This is a genomic window from Oerskovia sp. PE-21s (assembly GCF_056158145.1).
In genome coordinates this window covers 225,340-243,620 of record NZ_JBUXJM010000007.1, presented here as the reverse complement: position 1 = coordinate 243,620, position 18,281 = coordinate 225,340, and the positions used below count along the sequence as shown (strand labels likewise).

At 72.5% G+C, this 18,281-nt stretch carries 18 protein-coding genes; 14 read left to right on the top strand and 4 right to left on the bottom strand.

Annotated features, from left to right (window positions below; translation table 11 throughout):
* Window positions 1-25 precede the first annotated feature (25 nt).
* Complete coding sequence (locus tag ACZDYF_RS15025) at window positions 26-1,696, bottom strand: glycoside hydrolase family 10-like protein (RefSeq protein ID WP_364078521.1); 1,671 nt, start codon at window positions 1,694-1,696, stop codon at window positions 26-28.
* A gap of 204 nt (window positions 1,697-1,900) precedes the next feature.
* Here ACZDYF_RS15025 and ACZDYF_RS15020 point away from each other — a divergent pair, with 204 nt between their 5' ends.
* Together ACZDYF_RS15020 and ACZDYF_RS15015 are read left to right on the top strand one after the other, a co-directional pair.
* Window positions 1,901-2,296, top strand: coding sequence for a PadR family transcriptional regulator (locus ACZDYF_RS15020; protein WP_475058742.1), 396 nt, complete (start codon window positions 1,901-1,903; stop codon window positions 2,294-2,296).
* Entirely contained in the window at window positions 2,293-3,324 is a 1,032-nt protein-coding gene (locus ACZDYF_RS15015; protein ID WP_475058736.1) for a hypothetical protein, read from the top strand. The genes ACZDYF_RS15020 and ACZDYF_RS15015 overlap by 4 nt, the downstream gene beginning before the upstream one ends.
* A gap of 64 nt (window positions 3,325-3,388) precedes the next feature.
* On the opposite strand, the gene purB is transcribed toward ACZDYF_RS15015, so the two are convergent.
* Window positions 3,389-4,861: an adenylosuccinate lyase gene (gene purB / locus ACZDYF_RS15010; RefSeq protein WP_475058733.1), complete on the bottom strand. Its 1,473-nt coding sequence runs from the start codon at window positions 4,859-4,861 to the stop codon at window positions 3,389-3,391.
* A gap of 214 nt (window positions 4,862-5,075) precedes the next feature.
* On the opposite strand from purB, the gene ACZDYF_RS15005 reads away from it, so the two are divergent.
* The 6 genes from ACZDYF_RS15005 (at window position 5,076) to ACZDYF_RS14980 (ending at window position 10,978) form a co-directional block, all read left to right on the top strand.
* The gene (locus tag ACZDYF_RS15005) at window positions 5,076-5,375 is read left to right on the top strand and encodes a hypothetical protein (RefSeq protein WP_475058730.1); all 300 of its coding nucleotides are present in this window, start codon (window positions 5,076-5,078) and stop codon (window positions 5,373-5,375) included.
* Window positions 5,372-6,874 carry a hypothetical protein gene (locus ACZDYF_RS15000; protein ID WP_475058727.1) on the top strand — a complete coding sequence of 501 codons (1,503 nt, stop codon included), beginning with the start codon at window positions 5,372-5,374 and terminating at the stop codon, window positions 6,872-6,874. Before ACZDYF_RS15005 ends, ACZDYF_RS15000 begins: the two co-directional genes overlap by 4 nt.
* Before the next feature lie 148 nt (window positions 6,875-7,022).
* Window positions 7,023-7,979 (top strand): ABC transporter ATP-binding protein, encoded by a 957-nt coding sequence (locus tag ACZDYF_RS14995; RefSeq protein WP_475058724.1) that lies wholly within the window; start codon window positions 7,023-7,025, stop codon window positions 7,977-7,979.
* Complete coding sequence (locus ACZDYF_RS14990) at window positions 7,976-8,854, top strand: ABC transporter permease (protein ID WP_475058720.1); 879 nt, start codon at window positions 7,976-7,978, stop codon at window positions 8,852-8,854. The genes ACZDYF_RS14995 and ACZDYF_RS14990 overlap by 4 nt, the downstream gene beginning before the upstream one ends.
* Window positions 8,855-8,900: 46 nt before the next feature.
* Window positions 8,901-10,304: a sensor histidine kinase gene (locus ACZDYF_RS14985; protein WP_475058717.1), complete on the top strand. Its 1,404-nt coding sequence runs from the start codon at window positions 8,901-8,903 to the stop codon at window positions 10,302-10,304.
* On the top strand, window positions 10,301-10,978 hold the full coding sequence (locus ACZDYF_RS14980; RefSeq protein WP_475058713.1) for a response regulator transcription factor: 678 nt from the start codon (window positions 10,301-10,303) through the stop codon (window positions 10,976-10,978). Before ACZDYF_RS14985 ends, ACZDYF_RS14980 begins: the two co-directional genes overlap by 4 nt.
* 46 nt (window positions 10,979-11,024) lie before the next feature.
* Here the strand turns inward: ACZDYF_RS14980 and ACZDYF_RS14975 are convergent, their stop codons facing one another.
* Window positions 11,025-11,414: a phage holin family protein gene (locus tag ACZDYF_RS14975; RefSeq protein WP_191790180.1), complete on the bottom strand. Its 390-nt coding sequence runs from the start codon at window positions 11,412-11,414 to the stop codon at window positions 11,025-11,027.
* A gap of 128 nt (window positions 11,415-11,542) precedes the next feature.
* Between ACZDYF_RS14975 and hisC the strand changes: the two genes are divergently transcribed.
* The 6 genes from hisC to ACZDYF_RS14945 all read left to right on the top strand — a co-directional run bounded on the left by hisC (window position 11,543) and on the right by ACZDYF_RS14945 (window position 17,782).
* On the top strand, window positions 11,543-12,640 hold the full coding sequence (gene hisC, locus ACZDYF_RS14970; protein WP_475058706.1) for a histidinol-phosphate transaminase: 1,098 nt from the start codon (window positions 11,543-11,545) through the stop codon (window positions 12,638-12,640).
* Window positions 12,641-12,690: 50 nt separating this feature from the next.
* On the top strand, window positions 12,691-12,972 hold the full coding sequence (locus ACZDYF_RS14965) for a DUF805 domain-containing protein (RefSeq protein ID WP_400274014.1): 282 nt from the start codon (window positions 12,691-12,693) through the stop codon (window positions 12,970-12,972).
* A 440-nt stretch (window positions 12,973-13,412) separates the two neighbouring features.
* Window positions 13,413-14,546: a pyruvate dehydrogenase (acetyl-transferring) E1 component subunit alpha gene (pdhA, locus tag ACZDYF_RS14960; RefSeq protein WP_239528238.1), complete on the top strand. Its 1,134-nt coding sequence runs from the start codon at window positions 13,413-13,415 to the stop codon at window positions 14,544-14,546.
* Entirely contained in the window at window positions 14,543-15,565 is a 1,023-nt protein-coding gene (locus tag ACZDYF_RS14955) for an alpha-ketoacid dehydrogenase subunit beta (RefSeq protein WP_475058693.1), read from the top strand. The genes pdhA and ACZDYF_RS14955 overlap by 4 nt, the downstream gene beginning before the upstream one ends.
* Before the next feature lie 59 nt (window positions 15,566-15,624).
* Complete coding sequence (locus ACZDYF_RS14950) at window positions 15,625-17,070, top strand: dihydrolipoamide acetyltransferase family protein (protein WP_400274015.1); 1,446 nt, start codon at window positions 15,625-15,627, stop codon at window positions 17,068-17,070.
* Between the two features lie 97 nt (window positions 17,071-17,167).
* On the top strand, window positions 17,168-17,782 hold the full coding sequence (locus tag ACZDYF_RS14945; RefSeq protein WP_475058681.1) for a hypothetical protein: 615 nt from the start codon (window positions 17,168-17,170) through the stop codon (window positions 17,780-17,782).
* Window positions 17,783-17,834: 52 nt separating this feature from the next.
* Here ACZDYF_RS14945 and ACZDYF_RS14940 read toward each other — a convergent pair whose 3' ends face one another.
* Window positions 17,835-18,203 (bottom strand): hypothetical protein, encoded by a 369-nt coding sequence (locus ACZDYF_RS14940; RefSeq protein ID WP_475058677.1) that lies wholly within the window; start codon window positions 18,201-18,203, stop codon window positions 17,835-17,837.
* Between the last annotated feature and the right edge of the window lie 78 nt (window positions 18,204-18,281).

The window sequence follows — 18,281 nt, the reverse complement described above, 5'->3', positions numbered from 1 at the left end:
GGCATCGTGGAGCGGGACGCCAGGGTCAGACCGACCAGCGGACCTCGCTCGGCCGCGACTCGTTCCACAGCCGGTCGAGCGCCGTGACCACGTAGGTGTACTTCTTGCCGCGCAGCGCGGTCTCGTCGAGGTAGTCCTGCAGGATCCGCCCCTCGGCGCGCTGCGTCGCGACCAGGTGCGCGGGGTTCTCGACGTCGACCTTCTTGACCCATCCGTCGACGCGGTAGATCGCGAACGAGGTCGCGGGGAAGCGGCGGCCCCCGGCGTCGGTCCAGTGGACGCGGACGCCGTCGTCGCGCCACCCGGCCCATGCGAGCACGGGGGTGCGCAGCGGCTGCGCGGGCAGCCTGGGGGAGGCGGGCACGAGCGCGGGGTGGCGGTAGTGGTCCTCGAGCACGCGGCTCATGGAGCCCTGCGGGTCGGCGGGCACGTGCTTGGCCGAGAAGTAGACGTTCCCGAGCACGGGGCCGACCTCGGCGTCGACCTGCTGGCTGAACGTCAGGTGGTTCGACATCTCGGCGGGGTCGGTGAAGACGCCCGACGTGACCTTGTAGAGCGCCTCGCCGACGAAGAGCTGCGTGCCGGACTGCGCCGCGACCTCGGCCCACCACGGCACGAGCTTCGCGTAGTCCGCGACCGCGAGACCGATCTGCCAGTAGATCTGCGGGTTGATGTAGTCGAGCCACCCCTCGGTGACCCACTTGCGCGTGTCGGCGAACTGCATGTCGTACGACTGCGAGCCGCTGGTCGCCGAGCCCCGCGGGTCGGTCGAGGCGTTGCGCCAGATCCCGAACGGGCTGATCCCGAACTTGACCCACGGCTTGACCTGCTTGATGCGCTGCGAGATGGACTGCACGAACGTGTCGACGTTGTGGCGGCGCCACTCCTCGACCGTCGCGAAACCCGTGCCGTGCGTCGCATAGGTGTGCGCGTCGGGGATGGTCTGCCCCGCGACCGCGTAGGGGTAGAAGTAGTCGTCGAAGTGCACGCCGTCGAGGTCGTAGTTCTCGACCGAGTGCAGGATCGCGCGCTGGATGTGCTCCTGGGCCTCGGGCAGGCCCGGGTCGAAGTAGAGCTTGCCGCCGTAGGCCCACACCCACTCGGGGTGCTGGCGGGCGGGGTGCTCGGGGACGAGCTGGGCAGGGTCTGCCTGCATCGAGACGCGGTACGGGTTGTACCAGGCGTGGATCTCGATGTTGCGCTTGTGCGACTCCTCGACGACGAACGCGAGCGGGTCGTAGCCGGGGTCCTTGCCCTGGGTGCCCGTGAGGTACTGCGACCACGGTTCGTAGGGGCTGGGCCAGAACGCGTCGGCCGTCGGCCTGACCTGCACGAACACGGCGTTGAGCCGGTACTGCTCGGCGACGTCGAGCCAGTGCAGGTACTCGGCCTTCTGCTGCTCGGCGCTCAGCCCGGGGGCCGAGGGCCAGTCGATGTTGACGACGCTCGATATCCACATGGCGCGCAGCTCGCGCTTGCGCGGCACGGGGCCCGACGGCGTCGCTCCCGTCGCAGGGACGGGTGCGGCCGCGGCGGGGGAGAAGGAGCCGATCGTCACGCTCAGCGTGCTGGCCGCGACGCCGGCGGTCGCGAGCGTGAGGAAACCGCGGCGGCCGAGGCCCGGGGTCTCGGGCGAGGGGGTGGTGGGAGCGGGGGCGACCGCGGTGGGGTCGCTCGGGTGGTGCGTCATGTCCATGCCTCCGTTGGTACGGGTCCGATGCATGGAAGAGAATTTCACAGTTCCGCTTGATTGTGAAGGAATCTACCGCGTGAGGCTGTGTCGAGAAGTGAGCAGACGCCCCTGATCCGACGGGATCGGGGGCGTCTGCTCACTTCTCGGCGCTCGGCGCCATCGGAGTGTCGGCGTTCATAGGTTCGTGACGAGAGTATGTTCCTCGGCATGGCATCCAAACCTCTCCAGGAACCGGCGTTCCTCATCCTGTCGGCGCTCGCTGCCGGCCCGCTGCACGGCTACGGCATCGCCAAGGACGTCGAGGCCAGCTCGGACGGTCGCATCACGCTGCGCGTCGGCACCCTCTACGGCGCGATCGACCGGCTCGTCGCGGCGGGTCTCGTCGAGGTCGACCACGAACAGGTCGTCGACTCCCGACTGCGCCGGTACTACCGGCTCACGGCCGAGGGCGGCGTGCGGCTCGAGGCCGAGGCGCACCGGGCCGAGGCGCAGGCACGACGCGCCCTCGCACGACTGGCCGCCCGGGAGCCGCGCGCGAGCGCGCCCGGTCGCTCGACCGGAGCGGCGCCGTCAGGCCTGGGTGCCGGTCCGGTGCCCGCATGACCGCCGACGGCCCGCAGCAGGCGGGATCCGCCGACGAGGCTCTGCCCGTCGTGCCCGTGCTCGTCCGCGACTACCGCCGCCTCGTGCGACTCTTCCCGTTCGCCTACCGCCGCGAGCACGAGGCCGAGATGCTCGGGCACCTGCTCGACGGTGCGCGCCCCGGGCAGTCGCGTCCGTCGTCGGCCGAGCGCCGCGACCTGGTGCTGGCCGCTGTGCGCGAGTGGGCGGTCGTCCCGCTCGGACCGACCCCGGGACGCCGACGATCGGCCGCGACGTTCCTCGTGCTCGTGCTGCCGCTCCTGCTGATGGTTCCGGCCGCCAAGACCTTCGTGGCGGCCGCCGTCACGTTCGAATACCGCGGCCCGTGGCTCGCCGTGTCCAGCCACCCGTTCGCGCCGGGGTGGGTCCTGTGGGGGGCGGGCCTCGTCCTGGTGCTGTGCGGTCTCGTCCGTACCGGCCGGACCCTCGTCGTCGCGGGAACCGTCGTCTCGACGGTCGCGCTGGGTGTGATGATCTGGCAGGACGCGTTGCAGGCGGCCTATGTCGAGGCCGTCTGGGTCGTGGGCATGGCGGCGTTCGCGCTCGCCCTGGTCGAACGGACCCGGACGGGCGAACGGCCGTACGGGTGGCGCTGGTGCATCGCTCCAGCCTGTATCGCCGCGCTGCTCGCCGCGCTGACCTGGGGCGAGTTCACGGGGGCCGGGCCGTCGTGGCGATACGTCTCACCGTTCTGGCACCTCACGACGGGCACGATCGTCGTGCCGGTGGTCGTGGGGCTGGTCGTGCTCGTGGTGATCCCGGCGACGCGCGACGCGGTGCCGTTGCTCGGTGGGATCTTCGCGGCGTTCATGATCGGGCGCGTGGGGATCTTCGGGTCGCGCACCTACCCCTTCTACGGGTACGAGCGCGTGGACGTCGTCGTCCTGCTGCTGGTCGCGGCCGCGACGTTCCTGGCACTGCGCTGGACGGTCGACCGGCCCCACCCCGGCCTGACGCTGCGGGTCAGCACCAGCCCCGTCGAGAAGTGAGTAGATGCCCCTGATCCGGCGGGATCAGGGGCATCTACTCACTTCTCGGCGAACGAGCCGAGGCTCAGTCCAGGTAGTCGCCCACGAGCTGCTCCGCGATGCCCGTGTACGTGCCCGGGGTGAGGTCGGTGAGGCGGCGCGTGACGTCGTCGGGCAGGCCGAGGCCCTGGACGAACTCCCGCATCTCCTCGCCCGTCAGGCGGTGCCCGCGCGTGAGGTCCTTGAGGCGCTCGTACGGGTTCTCCATGCCGGGGACGCCCGCGACCGACGCCGCACGCATGGCCGACTGGATGGGCTCGCCGAGCACCTCCCAGTTGGCGTCGAGGTCCGCGGCGAGCAGGTCCGCGTTGACCGCGAGGGCGCGCAGGCCGCGCGAGACGTTGTCCACCGCGAGCAGCGAGTGGCCGAACGCCGGGCCGATGTTGCGCTGCGTCGTCGAGTCCGTGAGGTCGCGCTGCAGGCGCGAGGTCACGAGCGTCGAGGCGAGCGTGTCGAGCAGCGCGCAGGAGATCTCGAGGTTCGCCTCGGCGTTCTCGAAGCGGATCGGGTTGACCTTGTGCGGCATGGTCGAGGACCCCGTCGCGCCCGGCACCGGGATCTGCTTGAAGAAGCCCAGCGAGATGTACGTCCACACGTCGGTGCTGAGGTTGTGGAGGATGCGGTTGAAGCGGGCCATGTCGCTGTAGAGCTCGGCCTGCCAGTCGTGCGACTCGATCTGCGTCGTCAGCGGGTTCCACGTGAGGCCGAGGCTCTCGACGAAGGACCTCGAGACCGCGGGCCAGTCGACGCCGGGGACCGCGACCGTGTGCGCCCCGTAGGTGCCCGTCGCGCCGTTGAGCTTGCCGAGGTACTCGGCGCCCTCGATGCGGCGCAGCTGGCGGCGCAGGCGGTGCGCGAGCACGGCAAGCTCCTTGCCGAGCGTCGACGGCGTCGCGGGCTGGCCGTGGGTGCGGCTCAGCAGCGGGACGGCCGCGTGCTCGCGAGCCATCTCGGCGAGCTGGTCCGCGAGGGCCGTCGCGGCGGGCAGCCACACGTCACGCACCGCACCCTGCACCATGAGCGCGTACGACAGGTTGTTGATGTCCTCGCTCGTGCACGCGAAGTGCACCAGCTCGCCCGCCGACGGCAGGACCGTGCCCTCGCCCAGGACGCTCGGGGCGGCCTCGAGGCGACGCTTGATGTAGTACTCGATCGCCTTGACGTCGTGCACCGTGACGCGCTCGATCTCGCCCAGCTCGGCGATGCCCGCGGCGTCGAAGTCCGTGACGATCGCGCGCAGGTACGCCTTCTCGGCGTCGCTCAGCGAGGGCGCGCCCGGGACCACGGGGCCCTCGGTGAGACGGATGAGCCACTCGACCTCGACGTGGAGACGCTCGCGGTTGAGCGCGGCCTCGCTCAGGTGGTCGACGAGGGGCGCGACGGCGCCGCGGTAGCGCCCGTCGAGCGGCCCCAGGGCGATGGGCGGGGTGATGTCGGCGAGCGTGGCGCGCTGGGTGGTGGTCACAGGCGCGGCGGAGTCGGCGGAGTCCGTAGGCATGGCGCCATTCTCCCACGGGCGCCCGACGGCGGAGCGGGCGTCTCGCGGTCGTCGCGTCGCTCGGAGGGGTCGGGGGTGGGGCGGCCCGGCTCGTCTCCGGCACCTGCGCGGCGCAGGAGTCCTGGCCGTGCACAGGCACGGCCCGCGGACGGCTGCCCACAGCCGCGCGCGCGGGCCGGGCGGGACCTCGCGGACCTTCCCTACGGTCGTGCGCATGTCGACCTCCTTCGCCCTCGCCGGCGCCGCGTCGGGCGGGTCACCCGCCCTCGACGTGGTCGATCCACGACCCGAGCTGCGCCGCGCCGCCGACCTCGCCGCGGAGGCGATCGCGATCGTCCGCCGGACCGCGGGCATCGCGTGGGAAGGGCGGGCTTCGGACGGGTACCGAGACCTCGTCGTCGACGCGGTCCACGAGCTGTACCGGACGGACCTCGCCGCCGACCGGGCCGTGGGGGCCGCGGCGCGCTACGTCAGGACGGTCGAGGCAGCCAACGCCGAGGCGAGCCTGCGATGAGCAGGCCGCCGGACCCGACCGCGGGCATCGTCGTCTCCGGAGGAGTGACCCGGGTCGAGACAGCCCACCTGGTCGAGGCCGCCGCCACCGTCCTCGAGGCGGCGCTGCACGTCGAGGCCGCCGCCGACGAGAGCCGGCGCGCGTACGGGCTCGTCAGCGGTCTCGTGGACGGGCCGTCGTCGTCGGTGCGGTGGGTCGGTGGGATCGCGGCGTGCTACAGCACGCTCGGTACGGGGACCTCGTCGGCGTGGGTGCCCGTCCCGCCCGAGGTCGTCGCCGCCCGCTCCGCGCTGCTCGACGAGACCGTGGCCTACACCGACGCGCTGCTCCGGGCGCAGGAGGTGCTCCTGGGGCTGTGCGACCGGCTCCGGAAGGCCGCCGGGATCTACGAGGAGGGCGAGTCGGGCACGGAGGGCTTCCTCTCGTGGCTCGCGGGCATCCCCGGGACCGGGGTCGGGCTGACGGTGGGAGCAGGGCTCGCGGACGTCGCGGTGTGGGCGGCCGCGGGGCGCGGCGTCCGCTGGGACCGGTTCGTCAGCGGATCCGGGGCGTATCACGACGAGGCCGTCCGTGACCTGGGCACCGTCCTCACGGTCCTGAGTCCTGTGCCGGACCTCGCGGGGCGCTCGGACGTGGGAGAGGCCGCGGGCATGCTGCGCGGTGTGTCCGACGCCTACCGGCGGAACTTCGCCGCGGAGGTCGTCACGACCGAGCTGACGGAGGACACCCTGCCCGACGGCTTCAGCAAGCCCGCCGCGCGCAGCGCGGAGGATCTCCTGTCCGGGATCGACGTGGTCTACGGCAAGGGCAACGACCTCCCGGACTCGGTCGTCTCGGTCGAGAAGTACGTCGGTGACGACCAGCGGGCGACGTGGGTGGTGACGGTTCCCGGGACGCAGCTCGGCAGGCTGACGACCCCGTTCAGCATGACGTCGAACTTCGACCTGGTGCAGGGGGAGCCCGCCGACAGCACCGCGCACGTCCTCGACGCGATGCGCCAGGCCGAGATCCCCGAGGGGGAGGAGGTCGTCCTGGTGGGCCACTCGCAGGGTGGCATGGTCGCGATGGCCGTCGCGGCGGCGGCGACCGGTGCGAGGGGGGCTGCGGGCTCGGCAGGGGCCGTGCCCCGCTACGACGTCCGTCAGGTCCTGACCGCCGGGGCGCCGGTCGGGCTGGCGGCCTTGCCCTCAGGCGTCCGCGCCACGCACGTCGAGAACGAGCAGGAGGTGGTCTCGCAGCTCGACGGCACCGACAACCCGGTCGGTCCGCACCAGGTCACAGTCCGCGCGGACCTCGACGCCCCGGGCGCGCCCAGGAGGCAGGACGGCATCCCGCACGGCGTGCCGCACCACGTCGACGTCCTGAGCCGCGCCCGGGAGATCGGCCACCCAGGCCTCATGGACAACCTCGACGCGCTCGAGAAGGCCGTCTCGGGTGACCGCGTCGAGGCGCGCTACTTCCGTGGGGCGCTCGACCCGCTGCCGGTCGCGCCGCGATGACCTGCCGGCCGGGGCCAGCGAGGGCAGGGAGCGTCGGCACGTGTCCTCCCTTCGGAGGACCCCGCGTCGCCCCGGATCTCGTCCCTGTGGACGTCCCTGAGGTGACGTCTCCGCTCCTACGTTGAGGACGTCACGAAGGAGGACACACATGATCCAGGCAGCAGGCCTGACGAAGAGGTACGGGGACACGACGGCCGTCGACGGCGTCTCGTTCACCGTCCACCCCGGGGTGGTCACGGGGTTCTTGGGACCCAACGGTGCGGGGAAGTCGACGACCATGCGGATGATCGTCGGGCTGGACCGGCCGACCGCAGGCACGGTCACGGTGAACGGTGCACCGTACGTGCGGCACCGCGCCCCGCTGGGCGAGGTGGGCAGCCTCCTCGACGCGCGGGCCGTCCACCCGGGCCGGTCGGCCCGTGACCACCTGCTGGCGCAGGCGAGGACGCACGGCCTCGGCCGCCGCCGGGTCGACGAGGTCATCGAGGCCACCGGGCTCGGAACGGCCGCCCGTCGGCGTGCGGGAACGTTCTCGCTCGGCATGGGGCAACGACTCGGCATCGCGTCGGCCCTGCTCGGTGACCCCCGCACGCTGATCCTCGACGAACCGGTCAACGGGCTCGACCCCGAGGGTGTCGTGTGGGTGCGGACCATGCTCCGGGGCCTGGCAGCGGAAGGGCGGACCGTGCTCCTCTCCTCCCATCTCATGAGCGAGATGGCGCTCACGGCCGACCACCTCATCGTCCTCGGTCGGGGCCGCGTGATCGCGGATGCACCTCTGACGGAGATCGTGGCCCGCGCCCAGACGTCCTCCGTCAGGGTCAGGACGCCCATGAGCGCGGAGCTCACGCAGGAGCTGCGTCGCCGAGCCGGGGTGAGCGTCACGACCGTGGAGCACGACGTGCTCGACGTGTCCGGCTGCACGGCGCCGGAGATCGCCACCGCCGCGAGCGTGGCCGGGGTCGTCATCCACGAGCTGGCCCCCGTGCGGACCTCGCTCGAGGACGCCTACATGCGATTGACCTCGGATGCGGTCGAGTACCGCTCGACCCCGGTCCCGGGCGCGTCCACGTCCGACCACTTCACTGTCGGAGGCCCCCGATGACCACACCAGCCACCTCTTCCGTCGTGCCCGCGGTCGGTACGAGCTCGCCCGCCGTCGCGGCGCACCGACGGGTGGACGTCCGGCCCGTGACCTTCGGCCGGCTCGTCGCGGCCGAGTGGACCAAGTTCCGCTCGCTCCGGTCGAGCTGGTGGGTCCTCGGGATCGGCCTGCTGTTCCTGCCCGCGCTCGCGGTGTCGAGGATGATGAGCATCGCCCAGGTCCCGGAGGCCGTCGGGAGCCCGGGGATGGTGGCCGCCGTCTACGTCACGTCGGGCGTCGCGCTGACACAGCTGGCCTTCTGCACCCTCGGCGTCCTGGCCGTCACGGGAGAGTACGGGACAGGCCAGATCCGGTCGACGCTCGCGGCCGCCCCCGCACGCACGTCGGCACTGGGGGCGAAGCTCCTGGTGACCGTGGGGTCCGTGGTGCTGGCCTCGTTCGTCGGGCTGGCGATGGCGTGGGCCGGGAGTGCGGCGTGGTTCGAGCGCACGGGGATGTCGATCGATCTCGCACGGGCCGAGGACGCCCGCATCGTCCTGGGGGCCCCGCTCTACCTGGCGGCCGTCACGGCTCTCGCGTTCGGCATCGGCACGATCGTGCGCAGCTCGGCCGCAGGCATCGCGATCGTGCTCGGCCTCCTGCTGGTCGTGGAGAACGGCCTCGGTGCCATCCCCTGGGAGCCTGTCCAGACGTTCGTCACGTACCTGCCGTCGAGCGCCGGCAGCCGGTTGCTGCAGTCCGACGCGGTCGGTTCCGTGATCACGACGTCGAGCGGCACGGGCCTCTCGCCCTGGGGCGGCTACGGTGTACTGCTCGCATGGGTGGTCGCGGTGCTCGTGGTCGGGGCGGTGCTGCTGCGTCGCCGGGACGCGTGAGGACGGCCCTGACGCGTCCAGCCGGGAGCGCCGACGAGGAGGAAGCATGAGCAGCGAGCCACCGAGCCCCGCCCCGGTCTTCACCGAGCTGTCCGCGCGCCGGGTCGGACCTGTCCGGCGATACCTCGCCCGGCGCCCGGTGATCATGGACGCGTTGCTCGTCGCCGGCTTCACGGGATGGGCGGTGCTCATGGGGGCGGGGGCCGACTCCATGTACGCGCTCCACGCCTACCTGGGCGGGGAGCAGGTCCTGCAGATGCAGTACGCGTCTCTTGCGTTGACGGTCGGCGGGGCGGTGGCCCTCTTCTGGCGTCGGCGACGTCCGGTCCTGGTCGCGCTGGTCATGGGTCTCCTGGGGGTCGTCGCGCTCGCGACCACGGGGGCGACGTCAGGTTTCGACGTCGGGCTCGCGATCGCGCTGTACGCGGTCGCCCGGACCGAGCGACCGGCCGTGACGTGGGCGGTGTGCGCCGGGACGGTCGCTGTCCTGCTGGTCGGCGCGCGGGTCTTCCCGCTGGTGGCGACCGTGGGCAGCATCAGCCTGGGGCTCGGTCCGGCGGACGCGGACGACCTCGCGGCTGTCGCGGGCGCCGGGGGCTTCCTCCAGAGCGCGGTCTGGTACCAGACCGCGGTGCCGGTCCTCGTGCTGTCTCTCGTCGCGGTGGCGCTGGGTACGAACGTGCGCAACCGCAGGCTGCACGTCGCGGCGTTCGTCGACGCGGCCAACGCGCTCGCACGGGACCTGGAGCAGCGCGAGCGCCTGGCGCAGGCGGCCGAGCGAGCGCGCATCGCCCGGGAGATGCACGACGTCGTCGCCCACTCCATCTCCGTCATGGTCGCCCTGGGCGGCGGCGCGGCGGCCGCGATCGACTGGGCACCGGACCGGTCCCGCGCGGCGCTCGGCGAGCTGGTCTCGACGGGGCGCTCGGCGCTCGGCGACATGCGGCGCGTCCTCGGGGTGCTCGACGACGGCGGCGGCGAGGACCTGGGCGACGGACCGCGTACGGCGGGGGCGGAGGAGGTCACCGGAGCAGCGCCCCTCGGGCCCCAGCCCGGCACCCTCGACCTGGCTGCGCTCGTCGACCGCTTCCGCGCCGCAGGGTTGCCGGTGACGACCACGGGGCAGTCGGACGACGGGCTCGGCGACCTCTCTGCGAGCATGCAACTCACGGTCTACCGGATCGTCCAGGAGGCGCTGACCAACGTGCTGCGCCACGCACCGGGCACGCCGTCGGTCGAGGTGTCCGTGCTTCGCCGCACTCGTCAGGTCGAGGTCGTGGTGACCGACGGTGGTCCCACGGTCCCGGTCGAGGCGACCTACGGGTCGGGACGGGGGCTCGTCGGCATGCGCGAGCGTGCGGCGGTCTTCGGGGGGACGGTCGAGACGGGGCAGCAGGGGGCAGGGTGGCAGGTCCGGGCGGTCCTGCCGCTGAACGAGGGAGACGTATGACGAAGGTCCTGCTGGTCGACGACCAGGCGCTGGTCCGCATGGGGTTTCGGCTCTTGCTCGAGAGCGCGGACGGCATCGAGGTCGTCGGGGAGGCTGCGGACGGGGGCACCGCGATCGACCAGGTGCGTGCCCTGCGTCCGGACGTCGTCGTCATGGACGTGCGCATGCCTGGTGTCAACGGTATCGACGCGACGCGCGACATCGTCGCCGAGCACCCGGCCGTCCGGGTCCTCGTCCTGACGACCTTCGACCTCGACGAGTACGCTTTCGCGGCACTGCGCGCGGGGGCGAGCGGCTTTCTCCTCAAGGACGCGGGTCCCGCCGAGCTCGTGGCGGCGGTCCGCACCGTGGCGTCGGGCGACGCCGTGGTCTCGCCGCGCGTGACGCGGCGCATGCTCGACCTGTTCGCGGGGAGGTTCCCGGAGTCCGGCGCCGCCCCCGAGATCGACGCACCGCACCCGTTGCTGGGGGATCTCACGCCGCGTGAGACGGACGTGCTGCACAGCATCGCGGAGGGCCGGTCGAACGCCGAGATCGCCGAGCTGCTCTTCCTGTCGGAGACGACGGTCAAGACGCACGTCGGGCGGATACTGGCCAAGCTGGGCGTCCGGGACCGCCTGCAGGCAGTCGTGCTGGCCTACGAGTCAGGGCTCGTGCGGACGCGCACCGACTGACCGCGGCCTGCCTGCGGTCGACGACGGCGCGCAGGACCGCTCCGGGTCAGACCCGCGACTTGGGTGCGACCACCGCGGAGATCGCGAAGTTCAGGACGCCGATGATGAGCGCGGCCAGCAGCGCCCACCAGAACCCACCCTCGATCCGGATGCCCCAGTCCGTCTGCTCGGTGATCCACGCCGTGAGCATCAGCATGAGGGCGTTCACGACGAGCGTGAACAGTCCCAGGGTGAGGATGTAGAGCGGGATCGAGATGATCGCCACGATCGGCTTGATGATCGCGTTGACCAGCGAGTAGATGAGGGCCACGGCCAGGACGATCACGATCTGGCCGCCGACGGTGTCGGAGCCGACGATCGAGAAGTGGTCGTCGATGAACAGGCTCGTGAGCCAGATCGCGATGCCGGTGACGATGACGCGGATGACGAAGCTCATGCGTGTCATCCTGCCACCGGCTGGCGTGGGTCGGCATCCACACACGCGGTCTCCGTGCGAAGCGCGCACCCGGCCCACGACGTGAGCGACGCCGTCGGGCGGCGAGGGACGGTGGCATCCTGGTGGGCGTGACCAGCCCCGCGCCCTCCGTGCCCACGCCCCCCGCCGCAGGCGTCCCCCTCCGTCCCGCCGTCGCCGCGCTGCCCGCCTACGTGCCGGGCGCGCGCCTCGCTCCCGGGTCGAGCGCGTTCAAGCTGTCGTCCAACGAGAACCCGTACCCGCCGCCCGCCGCGGTCGTCGCGGCCATCGTCGACGCTGCCGCGGACACCAACCGCTACCCGGACATGTATGCGACGGACCTGACCGAGGCGCTCGCGACCGACCTGGGCGTGGACGCGGCGCAGGTCGTCGTGGGCAACGGGTCGGTGGCCGTGCTCGCGCACATCCTGTCGGCCGTCGTGGACGCGGGGGACGAGGTCGTCTACCCGTGGCGCTCGTTCGAGGCGTACCCGATCGCGGTCGCGGTCGCGGGCGGCACGTCGGTGCGCGTCCCGGTGACCCGGGACGGTCGCCTCGACCTGCCCGCGATGGCCGCGGCGATCAGCGACCGCACGCGCGTCGTCCTGGTCTGCACGCCCAACAACCCGACGGGCCCCGTGGTGCACGCGGGCGAGCTCGACGCGTTCCTCGCGGCGGTCCCGACCGACGTCCTGGTGGTCCTCGACGAGGCCTACCTCGAGTTCGTGCGCGACCCGCAGGCGCCCGACGGCCTCGCGGTCCTCGCGGCGCACCCCAACGTGGTCCTGCTGCGCACGCTGTCCAAGGCGTACGGGCTGGCCGGGCTGCGGGTCGGATACGCGGTCGCCGAGCCCGCGCTCGCGGCGGGCGTCCGCGCGGTCTCGACGCCGTTCGGCGTCTCGCACGTCGCGCAGCGCGCGGCGCTCGCGGCCTTGTCAGTCAAGGGCGAGCTGCTGGAGCGCGTCGAGCACCTGGTCGCGCGGCGCGAGCGCCTGGTCGAGGGGCTGCGGGACCAGGGCTGGGACCTGCCGGAGACGCAGGCGAACTTCGTGTGGTTCCCGCTCGGCGGCCCGACGGCGGAGCTCGCCGCGGGCGCTTCAGCGGCAGGTCTCCTGGTGCGCCCGTTCGCGGGCGAGGGCATCCGGGTGAGCGTGGGTGAGGAGGAGGCGACCGAGGCGTTCCTGAGGGTCGCGGCCGGCTGGAGGTAGCGGCACCGGTACCTGTTGCCGGAGCGGGCCCCTGGGAGAAGACTCCCGGTATGGACACTCCCTCGTACGACCAGCTCCAGGACGACTACGGCTGGCTCTTCGGCACGGCGGCGCTGATCGTCTGGGCGGCCGTCGCGATCATCTTCCTGATCGCCTACATCCAGATCATCCGAAAGGCCGGCTACTCGGGCTGGTGGGTCCTGGTGGGGATCGTGCCGCTGCTGAACGTCGTGATGTTCCTGGTGTTCGCGTTCTCGACGTGGCCGGTCGTCCGGGAGCGGGACGCCCTCCGCGCGAGGGCGGGGTACACCGGACCGTATCCGCAGGGCTGACCCCCGAGTCCCGTCGTGCGGACGCGCGGTGCGGGCGGCGCTTGCGGTGGCCGTCGTGCTGCGGGGCTCGCCTGTTCTGAGGGGTTGCGCCAACGGATCCGTCCGCGACGCCCTGGTTCCTGGCGAGACGTGGACGTGCAGTTGGAGGGAACCTCCAAAGACGACCGGGGAAGGTTTGTCCTCCAATGGCGCAGGAGGCCACCCGCTCGTAGCCTACGCTTGCGTAAGCTACGGTGTCGTAGGTTCGGTCGGGAACGGCCGAGGACCGCCCCCGAGCGACCCGGGCTCACGCCTCGGGCCGCACCGAAGGAGAACGCGTGAACCAGCAGCACACGGCCCCTGCGGCCGACCTCGCAGCCGAGCCTGCCGGCGGTCCCCTGGCGGCCTCGACGGACCCCGGTACGACGGACACCGGGGCGACCCTCCCCGTCGACGCGGACCTGCTCCAGCTCCTGACCCCGACCGGTGTGCGGGTCGAGACCCCGGAGAACGCGGCCTACCGCGAGCGCGTCGCCCACCTGGACGCCGACGCCCTGCGCGGCCTGTACCGCGACATGGTCCTGACCCGCCGCTTCGACGACGAGTCGACGTCGCTCCAGCGGCAGGGCGAGCTCGGGCTCTTTCCCCAGGCGCTCGGCCAGGAGGCCGCGCAGATCGGCTCGGGTCGGGCGCTCGCCCCGCAGGACTACGTCTTCCCGTCTTACCGCGAGCACGGGGTCGCGTACACGCGCGGCGTGGACGTCGCCGACATCCTGCGCCAGTTCCGCGGCATCGACCACGGCGGCTGGGACCCGGAGGAGCACAACTTCCACCTCTACACGCTCGTGATCGGCTCGCACACGCTGCACGCGACGGGCTATGCGATGGGCGTCCAGCGCGACGGGCTCGTCGGCACGGGCGACCCGGCCAAGGACACCGCGGTCGTGACGTACTTCGGCGACGGCGCGACGTCCCAGGGCGACGTGAGCGAGGCCCTCGTCTTCGCCGCGGTCAACGAGTCCCCGGTCGTGTTCTTCTGCCAGAACAACCAGTGGGCCATCTCCGAGCCCACGACCAAGCAGTCGCGCGTGCCGATCCACCAGCGGGCCCACGGCTTCGGCATCCCGAGCCTGCGGGTCGACGGCAACGACGTCCTCGCGTGCTACGCCGCGACGGCCGAGGCGCTCGAGCGCGCGCACTCGGGCGGCGGCCCCACGTTCATCGAGGCCTACACGTACCGCATGGGCGCGCACACGACCTCGGACGACCCCACCCGTTACCGCACCTCCGAGCAGGAGGAGCTGTGGCGCCGTCGGGACCCGATCGACCGCCTGCGCCTCCTCCTGGAGGCCGAGGGTGCGTGGGACGAGCAGTGGGCCGCAGACCTCGAGGCCGAGGGCGACGCGCTCGGCGAGCGCCTGCGGACGTTCGTGCGCGGCCTGGGCCGCCCGTCGACCGAGTCGATGTTCGAGCACGTGTACGCGACCGAGCACGCGGTCGTCACGACCGAGCGCCGGTGGTTCGAGGAGTACGAGGCGTCCTTCGCGGACGAGGGAGCCTCGAGGACGCACGACCAGCACGGAGGAGCACGATGAGCGCGCCGACCACCCCCGCACCGGCCACGGCGACCGGCACGGCCCGCCTCACGCTGGGCAAGGCCATCAACGAGGGCATGCGCGCCTCGCTCGCGAGCGACCCCAAGGTCCTGCTCATGGGCGAGGACATCGGCAAGCTCGGCGGCGTCTTCCGCGTGACCGACGGGCTCCAGGCGAGCTTCGGCGAGGACCGCGTGGTCGACACGCCGCTCGCCGAGTCGGGCATCGTCGGGACCGCGATCGGTCTGGCCCTGCGCGGCTACCGGCCCGTGTGCGAGATCCAGTTCGACGGCTTCATCTTCCCGGCCTACGACCAGATCACGACGCAGCTCGCCAAGATGCACTACCGCTCGCGCGGTCGCCTGAACCTGCCCGTGGTCATCCGGGTGCCCTTCGGCGGCGGGATCGGCGCGGTCGAGCACCACAGCGAGAGCCCCGAGGCGCTGTTCGCGCACACCCCCGGGCTGCGCGTCGTCTCGCCGTCGACGCCGCAGGACGCGTACACGATGATCCGCGAGGCCATCGCGTCCCCGGACCCCGTGCTGTTCTTCGAGCCCAAGGGTCGCTACTGGGACAAGGGCGACGTCGTGCTCGACGCTCCCGTCGGCGACTCGACCCTCAACTCCGCGGTCGTGGTGCGCGAGGGCACGGACCTCACGCTCGTGGCGTACGGCCCCACGGTGCCGACCGCGCTCAAGGTCGCCGCCGCGGCAGCGGCCGAGGGCCGGTCGATCGAGGTCGTGGACCTGCGCGCCATCTCCCCGCTCGACACCGCGGCGGTCGTCGCGTCGGTGCGCAAGACCGGGCGCTGCGTCGTCGTGCACGAGGCCGCGACGTTCCTCGGCTCGGGCGCCGAGATCGCGGCCCGCGTGACCGAGGAGTGCTTCTACGAGCTCGAGTCGCCCGTGCTGCGCGTCGGCGGCTTCCACACGCCGTACCCCGTCGCGAAGCTCGAGCACGAGTACCTGCCGAGCCTCGACCGGGTGCTCGACGCGGTCGACCGCGCCATGGCGTTCTGACGGCCCCGCGCCGCACCCGACCTTCCGACCCGCAGACCAGTTCACACGAGGAGCAGGCAGTGCCCACCTTCGAGCAGTTCAAGCTCCCCGACGCCGGCGAGGGACTCACCGAGGCGGAGATCGTGCAGTGGCACGTCGCCGTCGGCGACGAGGTCACGGTCAACCAGACGATCGTGGAGATCGAGACCGCCAAGTCGCTCGTCGAGCTCCCTTCGCCCTACACGGGCGTCGTGACCGAGCTCCTCGCGGCCGAGGGCGACACGGTCGAGGTCGGCGTGCCGATCATCGTGGTCGACACCGACCCGACGGGCGGGCCGTCGGCTCCCGCCGCCCCCGCGGAGCAAGCCCCCGCTGCCGAGGGCAGCGGTGCGGTCCTGGTCGGCTACGGAGTCGCCGAGCAGGCGAGCGCGCGTCGCCCGCGCCGCGGCGCCGCGACGGCCTCCGCCGCAGGCCCGACGGCGCAGCGCCCCGCTCCCGCCGCCGCGCCCTCCGCTCCGGCGACCCCGGCGCCCGGCGCACCCGCGCAGGCGACGCGACCGGCGCCGTCGGGCCCCATCCGTGCCCTGGTCTCCGCCGCGACCGCCGGACGGACCGTCCTCGCCAAGCCCCCCGTGCGCAAGCTCGCGCGCGACCTGGGCGTCGAGCTCGCGTCCGTGCCCGCGACCGGGCCCGGCGGGATCATCACGCGCGAGGACGTGCTCGCCTACAACGCGCGCTCCGAGCCGCGCACGCTCGCGACCTACGCGGGCGACGACTCGCCCTGGCTCAACGACGCGGGCACCGGGTCGTCCGTGACCCCCGACGGACGCCAGACCCGCGTGCCCGTGAAGTCCGTCCGCAAGCGCACGGCCGAAGCGATGGTCCAGAGCGCGTTCACGGCACCGCACGTGACCGAGTTCCACACGGTCGACGTCACCAAGACCATGAAGCTCGTCGCGAGGCTCCGCGAGGACCGCGAGTTCAAGGACGTGCGCGTCACACCCCTGCTCATCACGGCCCGCGCGCTGCTGCTCGCGGTGCGCCGCCACCCCGACATCAACGCGAGCTGGGACGAGGCCGCGCAGGAGATCGTCTACAAGCACTACGTGAACCTGGGGATCGCGGCCGCGACGCCCCGCGGGCTCGTCGTGCCGAACATCAAGGACGCGCACCGCCTCGACCTCAAGGGTCTCGCCCAAGGGCTCTCCGACCTCACGGCCACGGCCCGCGCGGGTCGCACGTCGCCCGCCGACATGTCCGACGGGACCATCACGATCACCAACGTGGGCGTGTTCGGGATCGACACGGGCACCCCGATCCTCAACCCGGGCGAGGCCGCGATCCTCGCGTTCGGCGCGATCCGCGAGCAGCCCTGGGTCCACAAGGGCAAGATCAAGAAGCGCTGGGTCACGCAGCTCGCGCTGAGCTTCGACCACCGCCTGGTCGACGGCGCGCTCGGAGCGTACGTGCTGAGCGACGTCGCGAAGATCCTCGAGGACCCGGCGCAGGCGCTCGTCTGGGGCTGACGGCCCCGCCGGGCGTTGCGGAGAGACCGCCGACGCCTCAGCGGATGCACGACGATCGGTGTGCCGTCGGGCCGCCCCCCGCCGCTAGGGTGTGCGCATGCTAAGTCGCTCAGGCCTGGTGATCGGTGCGTTGTTCGTGGCCCTCACGATGACCGGCTGTGCCGCCCCCGCCCCCGCCCCTGCCCCCGCCGCCGGTGACGACGGCGACGGCGGGCCGGCGACCCCGGGCCCCGTCGCCGTCACGTCGAGCGGTGAAGCGACCTCCGCACCGGGGGTCGACGGTGCAGCAGCACGCGAGCGGGCCCAGGCCTGGCTGGACGCGGCGGTCGTGCCGCCCGGAGCGATCCGGTCCGACTCCAGCGTCGCCACCTTCACCTCCTTCACCGGCTGGTCGTGCGGCCCGGTCGAAGAGCTCGAGGCGTTCTGGAAGATCCCTGGTGCGACCGTCAGCGAGACGGCCAACTGGCTGAGGGAGAACCCGACCGCTGACCTGGTCACGACAGCCTGGGCGCCCGTGCCCGACGATCCGCCGGTCGACTCCGCGATGGTCGGCAACGCGCCTGCGTCGAGCTCGCACGAAGGAGTCGTCTACACCGTCATGAGGACAGGCGACGGCGTGGCGGTGCGGGCCGAGATCGCGGCGCTCGTCGCCTCCGGCCCCTGTGCCCCGCCCCCTGGCGGAGGGACGTGGGGAGCACCCGGCCAGGGGTAGGACCTCACGGTGGCCGGGAGCGGCCGGGTGTGGCAGGTGGTGCGGGGAGGCGTCAGTGACGCGCGGCGCTCCAGCGGTCCTGCGTGTCCGACGGCAGGCCGTCGTCGTAGGTCCAGCCGGCGGGTCGTCGCGTGGGGTCGAACCAGACGTGGCCCCCACGGGTCCAGCGGCGGCGGTAGTCGATGATGCGCTCGGGGGTCGTGTCGTCGATCCCGCTCTCGGACCCGCAGCAGTCGCAGATCGTGTGGGTGGGGCCGTCGAGCGTCCAGCCCGGCTCGTCGAGGTACCAGGCGCACACGCGGCACAGGGCCGCGCTGTGATCGACGTCCTTCGGTGCGGACGCACTCGTCAGGCGGACGAGCGCGGCGAGCGCGCGCAGCGGGTTGACCGCTCCGGATGCAGCGGTGCTCTGTCGCGGCATGCGTGGATCCTTTTCTCGAATCTCAACCCCTGGACGTGGGTCCAGCGGTTCGCCCCGTCGTGCAGCGGTCGGAGCGCG

Excerpts from the sequence above, each read along its gene's own strand:
- ACZDYF_RS15025 (WP_364078521.1), bottom strand. The coding sequence starts at position 1,696 with ATGGACATGACGCACCACCCGAGCGACCCCACCGCGGTCGCCCCCGCT.
- ACZDYF_RS15020 (WP_475058742.1), top strand. The coding sequence starts at position 1,901 with ATGGCATCCAAACCTCTCCAGGAACCGGCGTTCCTCATCCTGTCGGCG.
- ACZDYF_RS15015 (WP_475058736.1), top strand. The coding sequence starts at position 2,293 with ATGACCGCCGACGGCCCGCAGCAGGCGGGATCCGCCGACGAGGCTCTG.
- purB (WP_475058733.1), bottom strand. The coding sequence starts at position 4,861 with ATGCCTACGGACTCCGCCGACTCCGCCGCGCCTGTGACCACCACCCAG.
- ACZDYF_RS15005 (WP_475058730.1), top strand. The coding sequence starts at position 5,076 with ATGTCGACCTCCTTCGCCCTCGCCGGCGCCGCGTCGGGCGGGTCACCC.
- ACZDYF_RS15000 (WP_475058727.1), top strand. The coding sequence starts at position 5,372 with ATGAGCAGGCCGCCGGACCCGACCGCGGGCATCGTCGTCTCCGGAGGA.
- ACZDYF_RS14995 (WP_475058724.1), top strand. The coding sequence starts at position 7,023 with ATGATCCAGGCAGCAGGCCTGACGAAGAGGTACGGGGACACGACGGCC.
- ACZDYF_RS14990 (WP_475058720.1), top strand. The coding sequence starts at position 7,976 with ATGACCACACCAGCCACCTCTTCCGTCGTGCCCGCGGTCGGTACGAGC.
- ACZDYF_RS14985 (WP_475058717.1), top strand. The coding sequence starts at position 8,901 with ATGAGCAGCGAGCCACCGAGCCCCGCCCCGGTCTTCACCGAGCTGTCC.
- ACZDYF_RS14980 (WP_475058713.1), top strand. The coding sequence starts at position 10,301 with ATGACGAAGGTCCTGCTGGTCGACGACCAGGCGCTGGTCCGCATGGGG.
- ACZDYF_RS14975 (WP_191790180.1), bottom strand. The coding sequence starts at position 11,414 with ATGAGCTTCGTCATCCGCGTCATCGTCACCGGCATCGCGATCTGGCTC.
- ACZDYF_RS14965 (WP_400274014.1), top strand. The coding sequence starts at position 12,691 with ATGGACACTCCCTCGTACGACCAGCTCCAGGACGACTACGGCTGGCTC.
- ACZDYF_RS14955 (WP_475058693.1), top strand. The coding sequence starts at position 14,543 with ATGAGCGCGCCGACCACCCCCGCACCGGCCACGGCGACCGGCACGGCC.
- ACZDYF_RS14945 (WP_475058681.1), top strand. The coding sequence starts at position 17,168 with ATGCTAAGTCGCTCAGGCCTGGTGATCGGTGCGTTGTTCGTGGCCCTC.
- ACZDYF_RS14940 (WP_475058677.1), bottom strand. The coding sequence starts at position 18,203 with ATGCCGCGACAGAGCACCGCTGCATCCGGAGCGGTCAACCCGCTGCGC.